The following is a 13,312-nucleotide window of genomic DNA, read 5'->3' on the forward strand; positions in this document are numbered from 1 at the left end:
CTGCAGGGGGTTGTTCGTGCAGCCGATTTCTCAGAGCCAGAGCGCCGACCGTAACGGCCGGCGTCAGAACTCTCCGTGCTCATGAGGGTGCGGTGCGGGACTCTTCGTGCCTGGCGGAGCACCGGCCGGCTCGGTGACTACCACCAATACGAGGGGTAGCGAGCACCACGTCCGCTGCGGCCCGCGACCATGCCCACGAGCACCAGCACCCCACAGGCCAGGGCGAGCAGCGGCAGGAAGGTCAGGGCACGCGGTTCCGTCAGGACCACGATCACCGCGGTCGCCGCCGCCGGCGAGTGCGGTGTCCGCGCGGCCAGCATCACTCCGAGGGCGAGCCCACCCGCCACGGCGGCCGCGACGGCGGAGCTGCCGCCCACGGCGAGTACGACGAATCCGGTGGCGGCGGAGAGCAACTGGCCACCCACGACGCTGCGCGGTTGGGACAGCGGCAGCGCGGGAGCACCGAACACAAGTGCCGCGCTCGCGGCCAACGGCGGCACGAGCAGCACCTGGTCGATCAGCGAGCCGACCCCCACCAGGATCAGCAGAGCGGCCACAGCGAACGCCGTGGCCAGGGCGAGCACGACCGCGCCCTGCCGCGGCGGTGCCTTACTGGTGAGCCTCTTGAGCGCGGGGCTCCGGACCCTGTCGGCTGCCGAACTCCCGGTGGCCGCACCCGCGTTCGCGGGCGCGCCGTTGCTTGTGGTTGCACTGTCGATTGCCATGCGGCCGACGCTAGAAGCCGCCGCCACCAGGCCGGAAATGGCGACGGGCCACTTCGTCAGGTCCCCGCCCCGGCCGGTCCGCGAGGCCGGCCGGCACCGCCGGATCACTTTGTCACCTCGGCGCACGACTGGGTCAGGTCGGCGCCCGTCACGAGAGGAGGTGACACAGCCCCGGGCAGACCGTCGCCCTCGCCGGTCCGGCGTCGGTAAACCCTTGGCATCCCCGCAGACCGCTTCGGAAGGACCAAGCATGCTCACACAGGCGCCACCGGAGAGCGTGGCCGGCAGGCTCGCAGTGGACATCCGGCGAAGAGTCATCGAGATGAGCGGTTCGCCCAATGGCGTGCACATCGGCGGCAGCATGTCGATCGCCGACCTGCTCGCCGTTCTGTACGGCGAGGTGCTGCGGCAGCCGGCCGGCGAGAACACAGTGGCCGACCGTGACTACCTGATCCTGAGCAAGGGGCAGGCGTCCGCGGCGCTGTACGCGGCGCTCGCCGCGACCGGAGTGATCCCGGAGGCGGAGTGCGCGACTTATGCCGAGCCGGAGAGCCGGCTGGGCGGTCATCCGATGAAGCGCCTCCCCGGCGTGGACTTCTCAACGGGTGCGCTGGGGCACGGGCTTTCGCTCGGTCTGGGCGTCGCCCTCGCCGGCCGGCGCTACGGGTACGACAAGCGGGCGTTCGTGATCCTGGGCGACGGGGAGCTGCAGGAGGGCTCCAACTGGGAAGCGGCGATGGCGGCGCCCCACCTCGGGGTCGACAACCTGTTCGCGATCGTGGACCGCAACGGCTGGCAGATCAGCGGCAGGACCGAGGACTGCATGTCGCTGGAACCCCTGGCCGACAAGTGGGCCGGCTTCGGCTGGCGGGTGCTCACGATCGACGGACACGACCACGACCAGATCAGGGAGGCGTTCGGCGAGCCCGTCGAGCCAGGCCGGCCGACGGCCGTCATCGCCCGCACGATCAAGGCACGTGGGGTCCCCGGCCTGCACGACACGAAGAAGAGCCATTCGGCCACCCTCGACCAGAACGCGCGGCAGCTGGCTCTCGCGGCCCTGGCGGGTGAGCTGTGATGAGCACCGGTCTCGCCGTCCGCCGCTCCGTCGCGGAGGTCCTCGACCATGTCTGGCGGAACCGGTCGGACATCCAGAGCCGCGACGCCTACGCCATGATGCTCCTCGCCCTGGGGCGGGAGAACCCGGACCTGGCATGCCTGGCCACCGACATGGACTACGAGGACCACTTCGCGGCGGAACTGCCGCGCCAGTACGTGGATCTCGGCATAGCCGAACAGAACATGATCGCTGTCGCCGCCGGAATGACGGTGGCCGCACGCCCGGTCTTCGCCAACGGCATGAGCCCGTTCGCCGTCGCCCGCGCCTACGAACAGATCAAGATCGATGTGGCCGGCGCGAACGTGCCGGTCAAGATCGTGGGGACGCACGGGGGCCTCTCCTCGGGGCACTACGGCCCGACCCACCATTCGCTGGAAGACATCGGCGCGATCCGGATGCTGCCGAACATGACCGTGGTGGTGCCGGGCGACGCCTGGGAGGCCGTGCAGGCCACGGTGGCCCTGGCGAACGACCCCGGCCCCGCGTACTTGCGGCTGGGGCGGCAGGCCACACCGACGCTGTACGACGAGCGCACCGATTTCGTCCTGGGCAAGGCCCGCGTCCTTCGAGAGCCCGGCCGGGTGCTGTTCATCGCCACCGGTCCGTACCCGAACCTCGTCGCGGCGGAGGCGGCACGGGAACTCGCCGCCCAGGGAGTGAGCGCCGGGCACTTGAACATGCACACGGTCAAGCCGCTCGACCGGGCGGCGATCCTCGACGCGAGCACCCACGCCGAGGTCGTGGTGACCATCGAGGACCATCGCGCCGTGGGCGGCCTGGGCGGAGCGGTCTGCGAGGTGGTGGCCGAGGCCGGTGGCCCGCCGGTGCGGCGGATCGGCGTGCCCGACGTCCACTACGACCTGGTCGGCGGGGAGCAGTACCTGCTGGACCGCGCCGGGATCAACGTGCGCAACGCCATCGCTCAGGCCCGGGAAGTCGTGGCGTGACACGCCTGACCACCCACGTGACCATACGCCCGCCCACACGCCTGACCACACGACAAGGAGCAGTCCGGTGCACAGCCCCGTAGTGCCCGTCCCCGCGACGGCGCAAGCGATCCGCGTGATGAAGTTCGGCGGCACCTCGGTCGGCACCACACCCGAGCGGCTGCGCGCGGTGGCCGAGCGCGTCGCCGGTGTGCACCGTGCGGGATACCCGGTCGTCGTAGTGGTGTCCGCGCGCGGCTCCAGCACCGACGAACTCGTAGCGGACGCGCGTTCGGCGGCAACGGCGCCGTCCGCACGGGAAATGGACCAGCTCCTCGCCACCGGCGAGACCGCGGCGGCGGCTCTCCTCGCGATCGCCCTGAACGACGCGGGGGTCCCGGCGAGGTCACTGACGGGCGCGCAGGCCGGCATCGCCGCCGCCGGCCGCCACGGAGACGGACGCATCGCCGAGGTCGAGGGCACCCGCCTCCGGGACGTCCTCCGCCGCGGCACGGTCGCGGTGGTCGCCGGCTTCCAGGCCGTCGACGCCGTGGGTGATGTCGTCACCCTCGGCCGGGGCGGCAGCGACACGACGGCCGTCGCGCTTGCCGCCGCACTCGGAGCGGCGACCTGCGAGATCTATACGGACGTGCCGGGCGTCTACAGCGCCGATCCGCGGATCGTCCCGGACGCCCGGCTGCTGACCAGAGTCGGCAGCGGCGTCATGTCGGAGATGGCCTGCTCCGGCTCGCGCGTACTCCACCCGCGGTCGGTCGACCTCGCGGGCAGAGCCGGCGTCAGCATCCACGTGCGGTCGGCCTTCACCGACAGGCCCGGCACCACCGTCGTTCCCGAAGAAACCGGAGGAGACATGCTTGAGAACGCCCGGCCCGTCACCGGGATCGCCCATGACGCAGACGTCGCCCGAGTGGTGATCCGGCCGGGCAACCTGCCGCACCGAAGTGCGGAGCTCTTCGCGGCCCTCGGCGAAGCCTCGGTCGCCGTGGATCTCGTGGCCCGCACCGGCGACCGGGACAACGGCTACGGATGGGACTTCACCATCGCGCGGACACACGTGGGAACGCTCCGCGAGGTCCTCTCACAATGCGGGGGTGCCGCCGACATCCACGAATCGGTGGCGAAGGTCTCCCTCGTCGGCGCCGGTCTGCTCAGCCACCCCGGAACAACGGGGCGCGTGCTGGCGGCCCTGGACGCGGCAGGCATCGAGACCTACTCGGTGTCGACCTCGCAGGTACGTACGTCGTTCACGCTCGCCGAGGCGCACTGCGAGCGCGCGGTGGATCTGCTGCACCGCGAGTTCCGGCTGGACCGGCCCGCGGCAGCGGCCGAGCACGGCATCGCCGTGTAGCCGGGCCGGCCCAGGTGCCCGAGGGCCGCTCGGCCCGCGCCGCCGGCTGTTGATCATTTGCCCGTCAGACAAGGATTGTGAGGACCCGATGAGTGAGCTGTCCGTGGACACCCGACGTGAGCAGTGGAACCGCATCGAGGAAGCGGTGCGCGAGGACATGGGGCGCGCGGTGGGCGTCCTGGTCGACGCGTACGGGACCGGGAATTACCTGCCGGCCGCCTTCAACCGCCTCGGGATCGACGTGGTCCACGTGCAGAGTTCGCCCGAACCGATAGCCCGTATGCAGCCGTGGGAGAGATCGAGTTACCGCGACTGGCTGGTGCACACCCCGGAGGGGGGCACCGAGCACGCACTCAAGGAGCTCGATCCGCAGTTCGTCATCCCCGGCCAGGAGCCGGGAGTACTGCTCGCGGACCAACTGAGTGCGGGACTGGGCCTGCGCACCAATGGAACGGAGCTCTCCGAGGCGCGCCGCAACAAGTACAAGATGATCGACACCGTCGCCGCCGCCGGGCTGCGCACCGCCGCCCAACTGATCACGGACGACGCCGAGGCGGCCGTCGCGTGGGCCGAGGACAGCGGGTACTGGCCGTGTGTCGCCAAGCCGCTGTCGTCCGCGTCCACGGACGGGGTCTTCATCTGCCGTGACGCCGCCACCCTGCGCGCCGCGTTCCCGTCCATCCTCACCAGCACCACCGTGTTCAACGGTGCGAACACCGAGGTGCTGGTACAGAGTTTCCTCGAAGGAACCGAGTACATCGTCGACACCGTGAGCGTCGACGGCCACGCCTACGTATGCGGTGTGTGGCAGTACGAAAAGCAACTGCTGGCCAACGGAAAGCCGATCTACAACCGCGACATCCTGGTGTCGCCGGACGATCCGGTGACAGCCGAGCTGATCGGCTTCACCCGCACCATGCTCGACGTCCTCGGCATCCAAAACGGTCCGGCGCACACCGAGCTGATCATGACCCAGGACGGGCCCGCCCTCGTGGAGGTCGGCGCCAGGGTCAACGGGCACCTGCACCCCGCCTTCCACAACGCATGCCTCGGCACGAACAGCGCGGACCTGACTGCGCTGGCCTACGTCCGTCCCGAGCAGTTCCTCGCCGAGTACGGCGACCGCGTTTACCGGAAGCGTCAGCCCGCGGTCGTCTACAACACCCCGACGGTGCTGTCCGGTCAGGTGCTCTCGGTCAACGAGAGGCTGGTCGAAGAGATCCGCAACCGGCCGTCGGTGGTGGACCTCGTGCTCAAGCGCAAGCCCGGTGACGTCATCGTGCCCACCCACGACCTGCTCACCAGCCCGGTGCGGGTGTTTCTGACAGCTCCGGACCAGTCCACGGTGGACGCCGACTACCGGTTCATCGAATCCGTCCGCGAATCGATCTACGAGGTCCAGCCCTTCCACGCCCGCATGACATGTGGTGTGCGGTGATGTCCGAACACACACACCCGCACCAACGGAAACCCGGACTGCGCGCGAACATCGCCGGGTTGCGACCGATCAGCGGTCTCCTGACGACGGTGGCCGTATCGCGTACCGCGGTCGTGCTGTACCCGTTCTACGGGGTGTACCTCGCCGGCGAGCGTCGCGAGCTGTCCGTCGACACCATCGGCCTGGTCGTCGGCATGTTCGGACTCGGCGCGCTGCTCGCCGGCGTCTTCAGCGGCGCGCTCGCGACCCGGATACCCGCACAGCGGCTCGCGGTCATGGGGCTCGTCGGCGTGGCGGGCATCGCGCTGGCCATCTCGGTCACCACCGAGCTGTGGACGCTCGTCGCGCTGACCGTGCTCTGGGGCTTCTGCTACGAGCTGGTCAACCCGATCGCCTACACACTGGTGTCCCGGGCGATGCCGGAGTCCAACCGCCGGTTCGCGTTCTCGGCGGTACGCCTGGCCATCAACCTGGGCATGGGCATCGGGCCGGTGCTCGCCGGAATCCTGTACGAGATCAACCCCGGCCTGCTGCCCTGGGGCACCGCGATCGGATACCTGGCCTCGGCGTTCATCCTGGCCCGCGCACGGATCGCCGCAGGCGCGGCCGGCGACGACGGACACGCCCCGGCCACCACCGGTGAGGACACCGGGCCGGGGCGGCACGGAGTGCGGTTCTGGAGCTTCCTCGCCGTCACGACGCCTGTTCATCTGGCCTACGCACTGCCCTCCACGGTGGTCAGCGTGTACGTGATCCACACGCTGGACCAGCCGGCCGCCTGGGCCAGCGCGATCTTCGCGGTGAACGGCTTCATGGTGATCACCTGCGAGATCGCGCTCAACCACGCGATGCTGGGGCTCAGCCGCCGTGCCACCCTGCTCATCGGCTACGCCTGCGCCACCGCCGGCTTCGTCCTCATGGGCTTCGGGGCGGAGCAGACGTGGCTGCTGCTCGCCGCGACCGCGGTGTGGACGCTCGGCGAGATGATCATTTACCCGGTGATGCCCGACCACATCAGCGCGATCAGCCCGAACCGGCTCAAGGCCCGCAACATGGGTTTCTACACGGCACACTTCAACCTCGGCGTGGTACTCGCACCCCTGCTCTTCCTGCCGCTGCTCGACGCACTCGGCCCGGCCGCGTCATGGTCACTCGTCGGCGGCGTTCTCCTCCTGGGCCTCCTCACCACCGCCGCGGTCAGCCAATCCTCCAAAACCTGGGGCACCGAGCAATCCCAGCCCACCCCGACACCAGCGGCAGCCGACCACCAGGAACGCACCAAAGAGCTCCATTCGACTACGTAACGGCCAAGCGGACCGCCACACCCCTTTCCCCTTTCGCTTTCTCGCAGTGGTTGGCGAAGCCTCGCCACCGCTCACGAGTCGGCCGCCCCGCCCGGGAACGGCGACCTCGCGCGGTGGTCGAACCGCAGCTGCCCAAGGTTGAGCGACCGGTTCGGCACCCGGGGCGCAAGCGGCATCCGGACCGGCTGGTGTTCCAGGAAATCCCGAAAAGGGGGACGCGAGCGCGACCTGAGGAGGAGGAGGAGAGATAGGCACCTACCGGAGTTCTCCAGGGAGCCAGCACAACACCTGCTGAACGAGATGGCCGAACGACCCGTCGCTCGTATCCGATCTCACGGCAACGTCCCGTCTGCCATGTACTCACCAGCTCCATAGCCAAGGGGCCAGGGGGAGCCGTTGCCGGCCCTCTGAAACGGCTCAGCTCTCGTCCGCGTCCGGCGTCAGCCGCAGGGAGATCGAGTTGATGCAGTACCGCTGGTCCGTCGGGGTCGGGTAGCCCTCGCCCTCGAAGACGTGGCCGAGGTGGGAGCCGCAGCGGGAGCAGCGGACCTCGGTGCGGACCATGCCGTGGGAGCGGTCCTCTATCAGCTCGACGGCGTCGGTGTCCTTGGGGTCGTAGAAGGACGGCCAGCCGCAGTGGCTGGCGAACTTGGTGTCGGAGCGGAAGAGTTCGGCGCCGCAGGCGCGGCAGGAGTAGACGCCGGAGGTCTTGGTGTCGGTGTATTCGCCGACGAAGGCGGGCTCGGTGCCGGCCTCGCGGAGGACGTGGTACTCCGCGGGGGTCAGCTCGGCGCGCCACTGCTCGTCGGGCTTGTCGATCTCGTAGGCCATGGTGTCGCTCCTTCGGGCCGGCGTGTTCGGGCCTGCGTACTGGGTCAGGCGTCGAGGCGGGCGAGGATGTCGGGGCCCAGCTCGGTCACGTCGCCCGCTCCCATGGTGAGAACAAGGTCGCCGGGGCCCGCCATTCCGGCGACGACGTCGGGGACCGCGGACTTGTCGTGCTCGGCGGTGACCGTCGCGCCGGCGGCCTCGGCGGCCTTGATGATCAGGTCGCTGGTCACGCCCGGGATCGGGTCCTCGCGCGCCGGGTAGATGTCCAGGACCACGGAGGCGTCGGCGAGGGCGAGCGCCTGGCCCATCTCCCGGCCCAGCTCCTGGGTGCGGGAGAAGAGGTGCGGCTGGAAGACGACGAGGACGCGGGAGTCGGCGGCGGCGCCCCGGATCGCTTCGAGGTCGGCGGTCATCTCCGTCGGGTGGTGCGCATACGAGTCGATGACCTGGACGCCCTTGGCCTCGCCCTTGAGCTGGAGGCGGCGCTTGACGCCGGTGTACGAGGGGAGGGCTGCGGCAAGGTCGGCGGGCGCGATACCGAGGGCCGCGCCGGCGGCGAGCGCCGCGGTGGCGTTGAGGGCGTAGTGACGGCCGGGGACGGAGACCGTGAAGGCCAGCTGCTCGCCGGTGGGGAGCTGCGCGGTGACCTCGCTGGTCAGGCCGCGCGGGGTGATGTCGAGGACGCGCAGGTCGGCGTCGTCCGCCTCGCCGTACGTGACGACCGTGAGGCCCTCGCGGCCGCGGATCCGGCTGGTCAGCTCGCGGGCACCGGCGTGGTCCGCGGAGATCACGAGGGTGCCGCCGGGGCGCACCCGGCCCACGAAGGTCTCGAAGGACTCGTAGATCTCGTCCATCGAGGCGTAGTTCGCGTGGTGGTCCAGCTCGACGTTGAGGATGATCGCGACGTCGGGGGTGTACTTGTGGAAGCTGCGGTCGGATTCGTCCGCCTCGGCCACGAAGATGTCGCCGGTGCCGTGGTGGGCGTTGGAGCCGGGCGCGTCGAGGTCGCCGCCGATGGCGTACGAGGGCTCCAGGCCGAGGGTCGTGAGGGCGACGGCCAGCATGGACGTGGTGGTCGTCTTGCCGTGCGTGCCGGCGACGGCGATCGGGCGCGCGCCCTCCATCAGGGCGGCGAGGGCGTCGGAGCGGTGCACGACCGGGATGCCGCGCTCGGCGGCGGCGGCCAGCTCCGGGTTGTCGGCGCGGATGGCGGAGGAGACGACGACGCTGGTGGCGTCGGCGGCGAGGTGCTCGGCGGCGTGGCCGATGTGGACCGTGGCGCCGGCCTCGCGCAGGGCCAGCACGGTCGCCGACTCCCTGGCGTCGCTGCCCGCGACGGCGGCGCCGCGCTGCGCCAGGATCTTCGCGATGCCGGACATGCCGGCGCCGCCGATGCCGATGAAGTGCGGTCGGTCCATCGCGGCGGGGATGCCGGGTGCCATCGTGACGTCTCCCTGGTCGGTGTGCCGCGGTGTGCGGCAGTGTGCAGCGGTATGAATCAGTAGCGGTTCGAGATGATTCTTGCACCTGGCTCTGACAATCCCGGCCACGGCCGGTCGGCGACGGCCCGCACCCGCCTCAGCGCACCGCGTCAGCCCATCGCCTCAGCACACCGCCTCAGCGCCGGATCAGTCCTCGCGCCGTCGCCGCCGCGACCGCCGACGTACGGGAGTCGACCTCGAGCTTGGTGTAAATGTGCACGAGGTGGGACTTCACGGTCGCCTCGCTGAGGAAGAGCCGCTTGCTGATCTGCGCGTTGGACAGGCCGTCGGCGACCAGTTGGAGCACCTCGGTCTCGCGGCGCGAGAGGGCGGCGGCGGGCGTGCGCATCCGGTCCATCAGGCGCAGCGCGACGGCCGGCGCGAGCGCCGACTTCCCGGCGGCGGCGGTGCGGACCGCGGCGGCCAGCTCTTCGGGCGGCGCGTCCTTGAGGAGGTAGCCGGTGGCGCCCGCCTCGATGGCCGCGAGGATGTCGGCGTCGGTGTCGTACGTGGTGAGCACCAGCACGCGGGGCGCGCCGGCCCGGGCGGTGATCTCGGCGGTGGCCTGCGGGCCGCGCATCTCGCCGCCGAACTGGAGGTCCATGAGGACCACGTCGATACCGGGCTGCGCGGCGAGGGCCACGGACTCCTCCGCCGTGGGCACATCGGCGACGACCTCGAAGTCCGGCTCGGTCTCCAATACGGCGCGCAGCCCGGCGCGTACTACGGGGTGGTCGTCGGCCAGGAGGAGCCGGATGCGGCCGCCTTCGGGGGTGTCGGTCACGGGCCTTCTTCCGGAAGTCGGGTGGAAGTGACGGCCCCAGGGGATGCGGCCGCCGTGGGCAGAGTGACCGCCACCGCCGTGCCCTCCCCTGGCGCCGACTCGACCACGAAGGTGCCGTGCAGGGCGCGGGCCCGGGCGCGCATCGCGGCGAGGCCGAAACCGGAGCCGGTGGTGTCCGTGCCCGGGGCCGGGACCTCGGACGGCCGGAATCCGGTGCCGTCGTCGACGACATCGAGGGCGACCTCGGTGCCCATGTAGCTGAGGGTCAGCTCCGCCCGGCTCGCCGCGGCGTGCTGCACGGTGTTGGCCAGCGCGGACTGGGCGATGCGCAACAGGGCGACCTCCTGCGGGGTGGGCAGCTCCGCGGGCGTACCGGACACGTGGCAGTGCACGGCGAGGCCGCTGGTGCGCGCCGTAGTGGCACACAGCCGTTCGAGGGCGGCGGGGAGCGAGCCGTGCTCCAGGCCGGGCGGGCTGAGGGCGCGTACGAAGCGGCGGGCCTCGGCGAGGTTGTCGACGGCGGCCTCGCGGGCGTGCCGTACGTGGCCGAGCGCGCTGTCGGGGCGGTCGGGCAGGGCCCGCTCCGCGGCCCGCAGCAGCAGCTGGATGCTGGACAGGCCCTGGGCGAGGGTGTCGTGGATCTCGCGGGCGAGGCGTTCGCGCTCGGCCAGGACACCGGCGGTGCGTTCGGCGGCGGCCAGGTCGCTGCGGGCCGCGGTCAGCTCCTCGATGAGGCGGCGCCGCTGCTCGCTCTCCCGGTACAGCGCCTGGTACCCGAGGACGACGGCGACCGCGACGGCCGCCCCGAGTGCGGGCCCGAGGACCGTACCGACGGTGAGGGCACGGGCGTGCCACCCGAAGCCGCCGACGGCCACGGCCGTGGTGACCGCAACGAGGGGCAGCGCCCACCTCAGGGGCAGCAGATGGAGCTGCACGAAGAAGAGCGGGAAGGCGAGCCAGACGCCGTCCGGGGTGAGCAGCACCAGTAGGGCCCATACGACCAGTACGGCGGCGAGCCAGAGGGCGGCGGCCACGGGGGCGGCGGAGACCTTCGGAAGGACGGGCCCCAGTGCGTATACGGAGGCGAGCACGACGGCCGCTCCGATGACGGCCGGTGTGTCGGGCGCGTGCTCGGCGGCGGCCCGGATGGCGGCGAGGGCCAGCAGCGCGGCGACCATCAAGTGCAGGCACAGGCGCAGCACCCGGAGGACGGGGGTGAGGGAGTGCGGATTCACGACGGCTTCAAGGCTATGCGGAGCCCCGTACAGCGGCATCAACCGAAAGGTTGATCGGGGCCGCGCCCTTTCGATACCGGGGATGCCGTCCCCGGCGCGATGCCCCGCACACCCCGTTGCGGCGAGGTTGGAGCAGCCGCCGGGCACCGGGCCCGGCACCGTACGCAAAGGAGCTCCGAGGCCGTGTTCGTCGCCTGGAGGGACCTGAGGTTCGCCAAGGGGCGGTTCGCCCTGATGGGGACCGTCATCGTGCTCATCACCGTGCTGGTGGGGCTGCTGTCCGGCCTGACGGCGGGCCTCGGCCGCGAGAACACCTCGGCGGTCACCTCGCTCCCCACCGACCACCTCGTCTTCTCCGCGCCGGCGCAGGGCGAGGACGTGTCGTTCACCGACTCGCGCCTCAGTGCGGAGACCACGGAGCGCTGGGCCAAGGTGCGCGGCGTGGACCGGGCCGAGCCGCTGGGCATCGCCACCACGAAGGCCGAGGCCGGGCCCCGTAACGCCGCGCTGTCCGCCTTCGGGGTGCGCCCCGGCTCCGGGCTGGCGCCCGAGGCGCGGCGGATCACGGACGGCGCCGCCGTGCTCTCCGAGAAGGCCGCCGATGAGCTGGGCGTACGGGCCGGGGACCACTTCACGCTGGCCGGGCAGCGGCTGCGGGTCGCCGCCGTGTCGGGCGAGGCGATGTACAGCCACACGCCCGTGGTGTGGACCTCGCTGGACGACTGGCAGCAGATGGGCGGTGGTCCGGCCGCCGTGCGCGGTACGGGCGGCTCCACGGTCCTCGCGCTGACCACCGAGGGCGCCGGGGCCGGCGCTCTCGCGGCCGCCGACAAGAAGCTCGGCACGAAGACGGTGAGCTCTGCCGACGCCCTTCAGGCGATCGGGTCCTTCACCGCCGAGAACGGCTCGCTGCAACTGATGCGCGGCTTCCTCTTCGCCATCTCGGCGCTGGTCATCGGTGCGTTCTTCACCGTGTGGACGATCCAGCGCAGCGGCGACGTGGCCGTACTGAAGGCGCTCGGCGCCTCGACGCGGTACCTCCTCAAGGACGCGCTCGGTCAGGCCGTCGTCCTACTGGTGCTCGGTACGGGCCTGGGGACCGCGCTCGCCGCCGGGGTGGGTACGGCGGTCGGCGGCACCGTGCCCTTCGTGCTGGAGCCGGCCACCGTGCTGGTCCCCGCGCTGATCATGATCGCGCTGGGCGCGGTGGGGGCCGCGCTGTCCATCCGGCGCATCACCTCCGTGGACCCGCTGACGGCCCTGGGAAGTGCCCGATGACGCAGCGCCCGATGACGCGCCGCCACCGCCGTCCCCGTAACGCACCGACCGCCCGCACCGCCCCGTGGAGTACGCGATGAGCCTCGATCTGACCGATGTGACCCTCACCTACCCCGACGGCGGCTCCCGGCTGACCGCGCTGGACAAGGTGTCGCTGCACGTGCCCGCCGGCACCATGACCGCGGTACTCGGCCCCTCGGGGTCGGGGAAGTCCAGCCTGCTGGCGGTGGCCGCCACCCTGATCACCCCGGACCGCGGCACCGTCACGATCGACGGCGTCGACACCACCGGGATGAGCCGGGCGCGGCTGACCGCGCTCCGCCGCGACAAGATCGGCATGGTCTTCCAGCAGCCCAACCTGCTGCCCTCACTGACCGCTGCCGAGCAGCTGCAGGCGATGGCCCATCTGGACGGGCGCTCGCCCCGTAAGGCCGCGCCGCGGGCGAAGGAGCTGCTGGCCGCCGTGGGGCTCGCCGGGCAGGCGGACCGCCGGCCGCACCAGCTGTCGGGCGGCCAGCGGCAGCGGATCAACATCGCGCGGGCGCTGATGAACGACCCGGCCGTCCTGCTGGTCGACGAGCCGACCAGCGCGCTGGACCAGGAACGCGGCGCGGCCGTCCTTGACCTGCTGACCACGCTCACCCACCAGCGGGCCACGGCGACCGTCCTCGTCACGCACGACCGGTCGCACCTGGGCGCGGTGGATGCGGTCGTGGAGGTACGGGACGGGCGGGTCGGTGCGGGGGCGCCGACGGGCGCCTGAGAGCCCTTGAGCGGCCGTGGGCGGCCACGGGGCGTCCTGGGTCCGCGCGGGGCCCCAG

General features: G+C 71.5%; 12 protein-coding genes. 7 read left to right on the forward strand and 5 right to left on the reverse strand.

The annotated features are described in order from the left end of the window. Window positions 1-137 precede the first annotated feature (137 nt). Complete coding sequence (locus tag AB0I82_RS30950) at window positions 138-725, reverse strand: HPP family protein (RefSeq protein ID WP_363260735.1); 588 nt, start codon at window positions 723-725, stop codon at window positions 138-140. Window positions 726-975: 250 nt separating this feature from the next. Here AB0I82_RS30950 and AB0I82_RS30955 point away from each other — a divergent pair, with 250 nt between their 5' ends. From AB0I82_RS30955 to AB0I82_RS30975, 5 genes are all read left to right on the forward strand, one after another. Next, on the forward strand, window positions 976-1,803 hold the full coding sequence (locus AB0I82_RS30955) for a thiamine pyrophosphate-dependent enzyme (protein WP_363260736.1): 828 nt from the start codon (window positions 976-978) through the stop codon (window positions 1,801-1,803). Beyond that, complete coding sequence (locus AB0I82_RS30960; RefSeq protein WP_363260737.1) at window positions 1,803-2,792, forward strand: transketolase C-terminal domain-containing protein; 990 nt, start codon at window positions 1,803-1,805, stop codon at window positions 2,790-2,792. The genes AB0I82_RS30955 and AB0I82_RS30960 overlap by 1 nt, the downstream gene beginning before the upstream one ends. Window positions 2,793-2,859: 67 nt before the next feature. Then, complete coding sequence (locus AB0I82_RS30965) at window positions 2,860-4,140, forward strand: aspartate kinase (RefSeq protein ID WP_363260738.1); 1,281 nt, start codon at window positions 2,860-2,862, stop codon at window positions 4,138-4,140. An 88-nt stretch (window positions 4,141-4,228) separates the two neighbouring features. Then, window positions 4,229-5,578, forward strand: coding sequence for an ATP-grasp domain-containing protein (locus tag AB0I82_RS30970; RefSeq protein ID WP_363260739.1), 1,350 nt, complete (start codon window positions 4,229-4,231; stop codon window positions 5,576-5,578). Next, window positions 5,578-6,882 carry an MFS transporter gene (locus AB0I82_RS30975; protein WP_363260740.1) on the forward strand — a complete coding sequence of 435 codons (1,305 nt, stop codon included), beginning with the start codon at window positions 5,578-5,580 and terminating at the stop codon, window positions 6,880-6,882. The genes AB0I82_RS30970 and AB0I82_RS30975 overlap by 1 nt, the downstream gene beginning before the upstream one ends. Window positions 6,883-7,299: 417 nt before the next feature. On the opposite strand, the gene msrB is transcribed toward AB0I82_RS30975, so the two are convergent. From msrB to AB0I82_RS30995, 4 genes are all read right to left on the reverse strand, one after another. Then, the gene (msrB, locus tag AB0I82_RS30980) at window positions 7,300-7,713 is read right to left on the reverse strand and encodes a peptide-methionine (R)-S-oxide reductase MsrB (RefSeq protein ID WP_363260741.1); all 414 of its coding nucleotides are present in this window, start codon (window positions 7,711-7,713) and stop codon (window positions 7,300-7,302) included. A 44-nt stretch (window positions 7,714-7,757) separates the two neighbouring features. Then, on the reverse strand, window positions 7,758-9,155 hold the full coding sequence (gene murC / locus AB0I82_RS30985) for a UDP-N-acetylmuramate--L-alanine ligase (protein WP_363260743.1): 1,398 nt from the start codon (window positions 9,153-9,155) through the stop codon (window positions 7,758-7,760). A gap of 175 nt (window positions 9,156-9,330) precedes the next feature. Then, complete coding sequence (locus tag AB0I82_RS30990; RefSeq protein ID WP_363260744.1) at window positions 9,331-9,978, reverse strand: response regulator transcription factor; 648 nt, start codon at window positions 9,976-9,978, stop codon at window positions 9,331-9,333. After that, the gene (locus tag AB0I82_RS30995; protein WP_363260745.1) at window positions 9,975-11,252 is read right to left on the reverse strand and encodes a sensor histidine kinase; all 1,278 of its coding nucleotides are present in this window, start codon (window positions 11,250-11,252) and stop codon (window positions 9,975-9,977) included. The genes AB0I82_RS30990 and AB0I82_RS30995 overlap by 4 nt, the downstream gene beginning before the upstream one ends. A gap of 144 nt (window positions 11,253-11,396) precedes the next feature. On the opposite strand from AB0I82_RS30995, the gene AB0I82_RS31000 reads away from it, so the two are divergent. Further along, window positions 11,397-12,491 carry an ABC transporter permease gene (locus AB0I82_RS31000; protein WP_363260746.1) on the forward strand — a complete coding sequence of 365 codons (1,095 nt, stop codon included), beginning with the start codon at window positions 11,397-11,399 and terminating at the stop codon, window positions 12,489-12,491. Window positions 12,492-12,567: 76 nt separating this feature from the next. Beyond that, window positions 12,568-13,254 (forward strand): ABC transporter ATP-binding protein, encoded by a 687-nt coding sequence (locus AB0I82_RS31005; protein WP_363260747.1) that lies wholly within the window; start codon window positions 12,568-12,570, stop codon window positions 13,252-13,254. Window positions 13,255-13,312: the final 58 nt, after the last annotated feature.

Origin of the sequence: Streptomyces sp. NPDC050315 (assembly GCF_040655775.1) — a bacterium.
GTDB lineage: Bacteria > Actinomycetota > Actinomycetes > Streptomycetales > Streptomycetaceae > Streptomyces.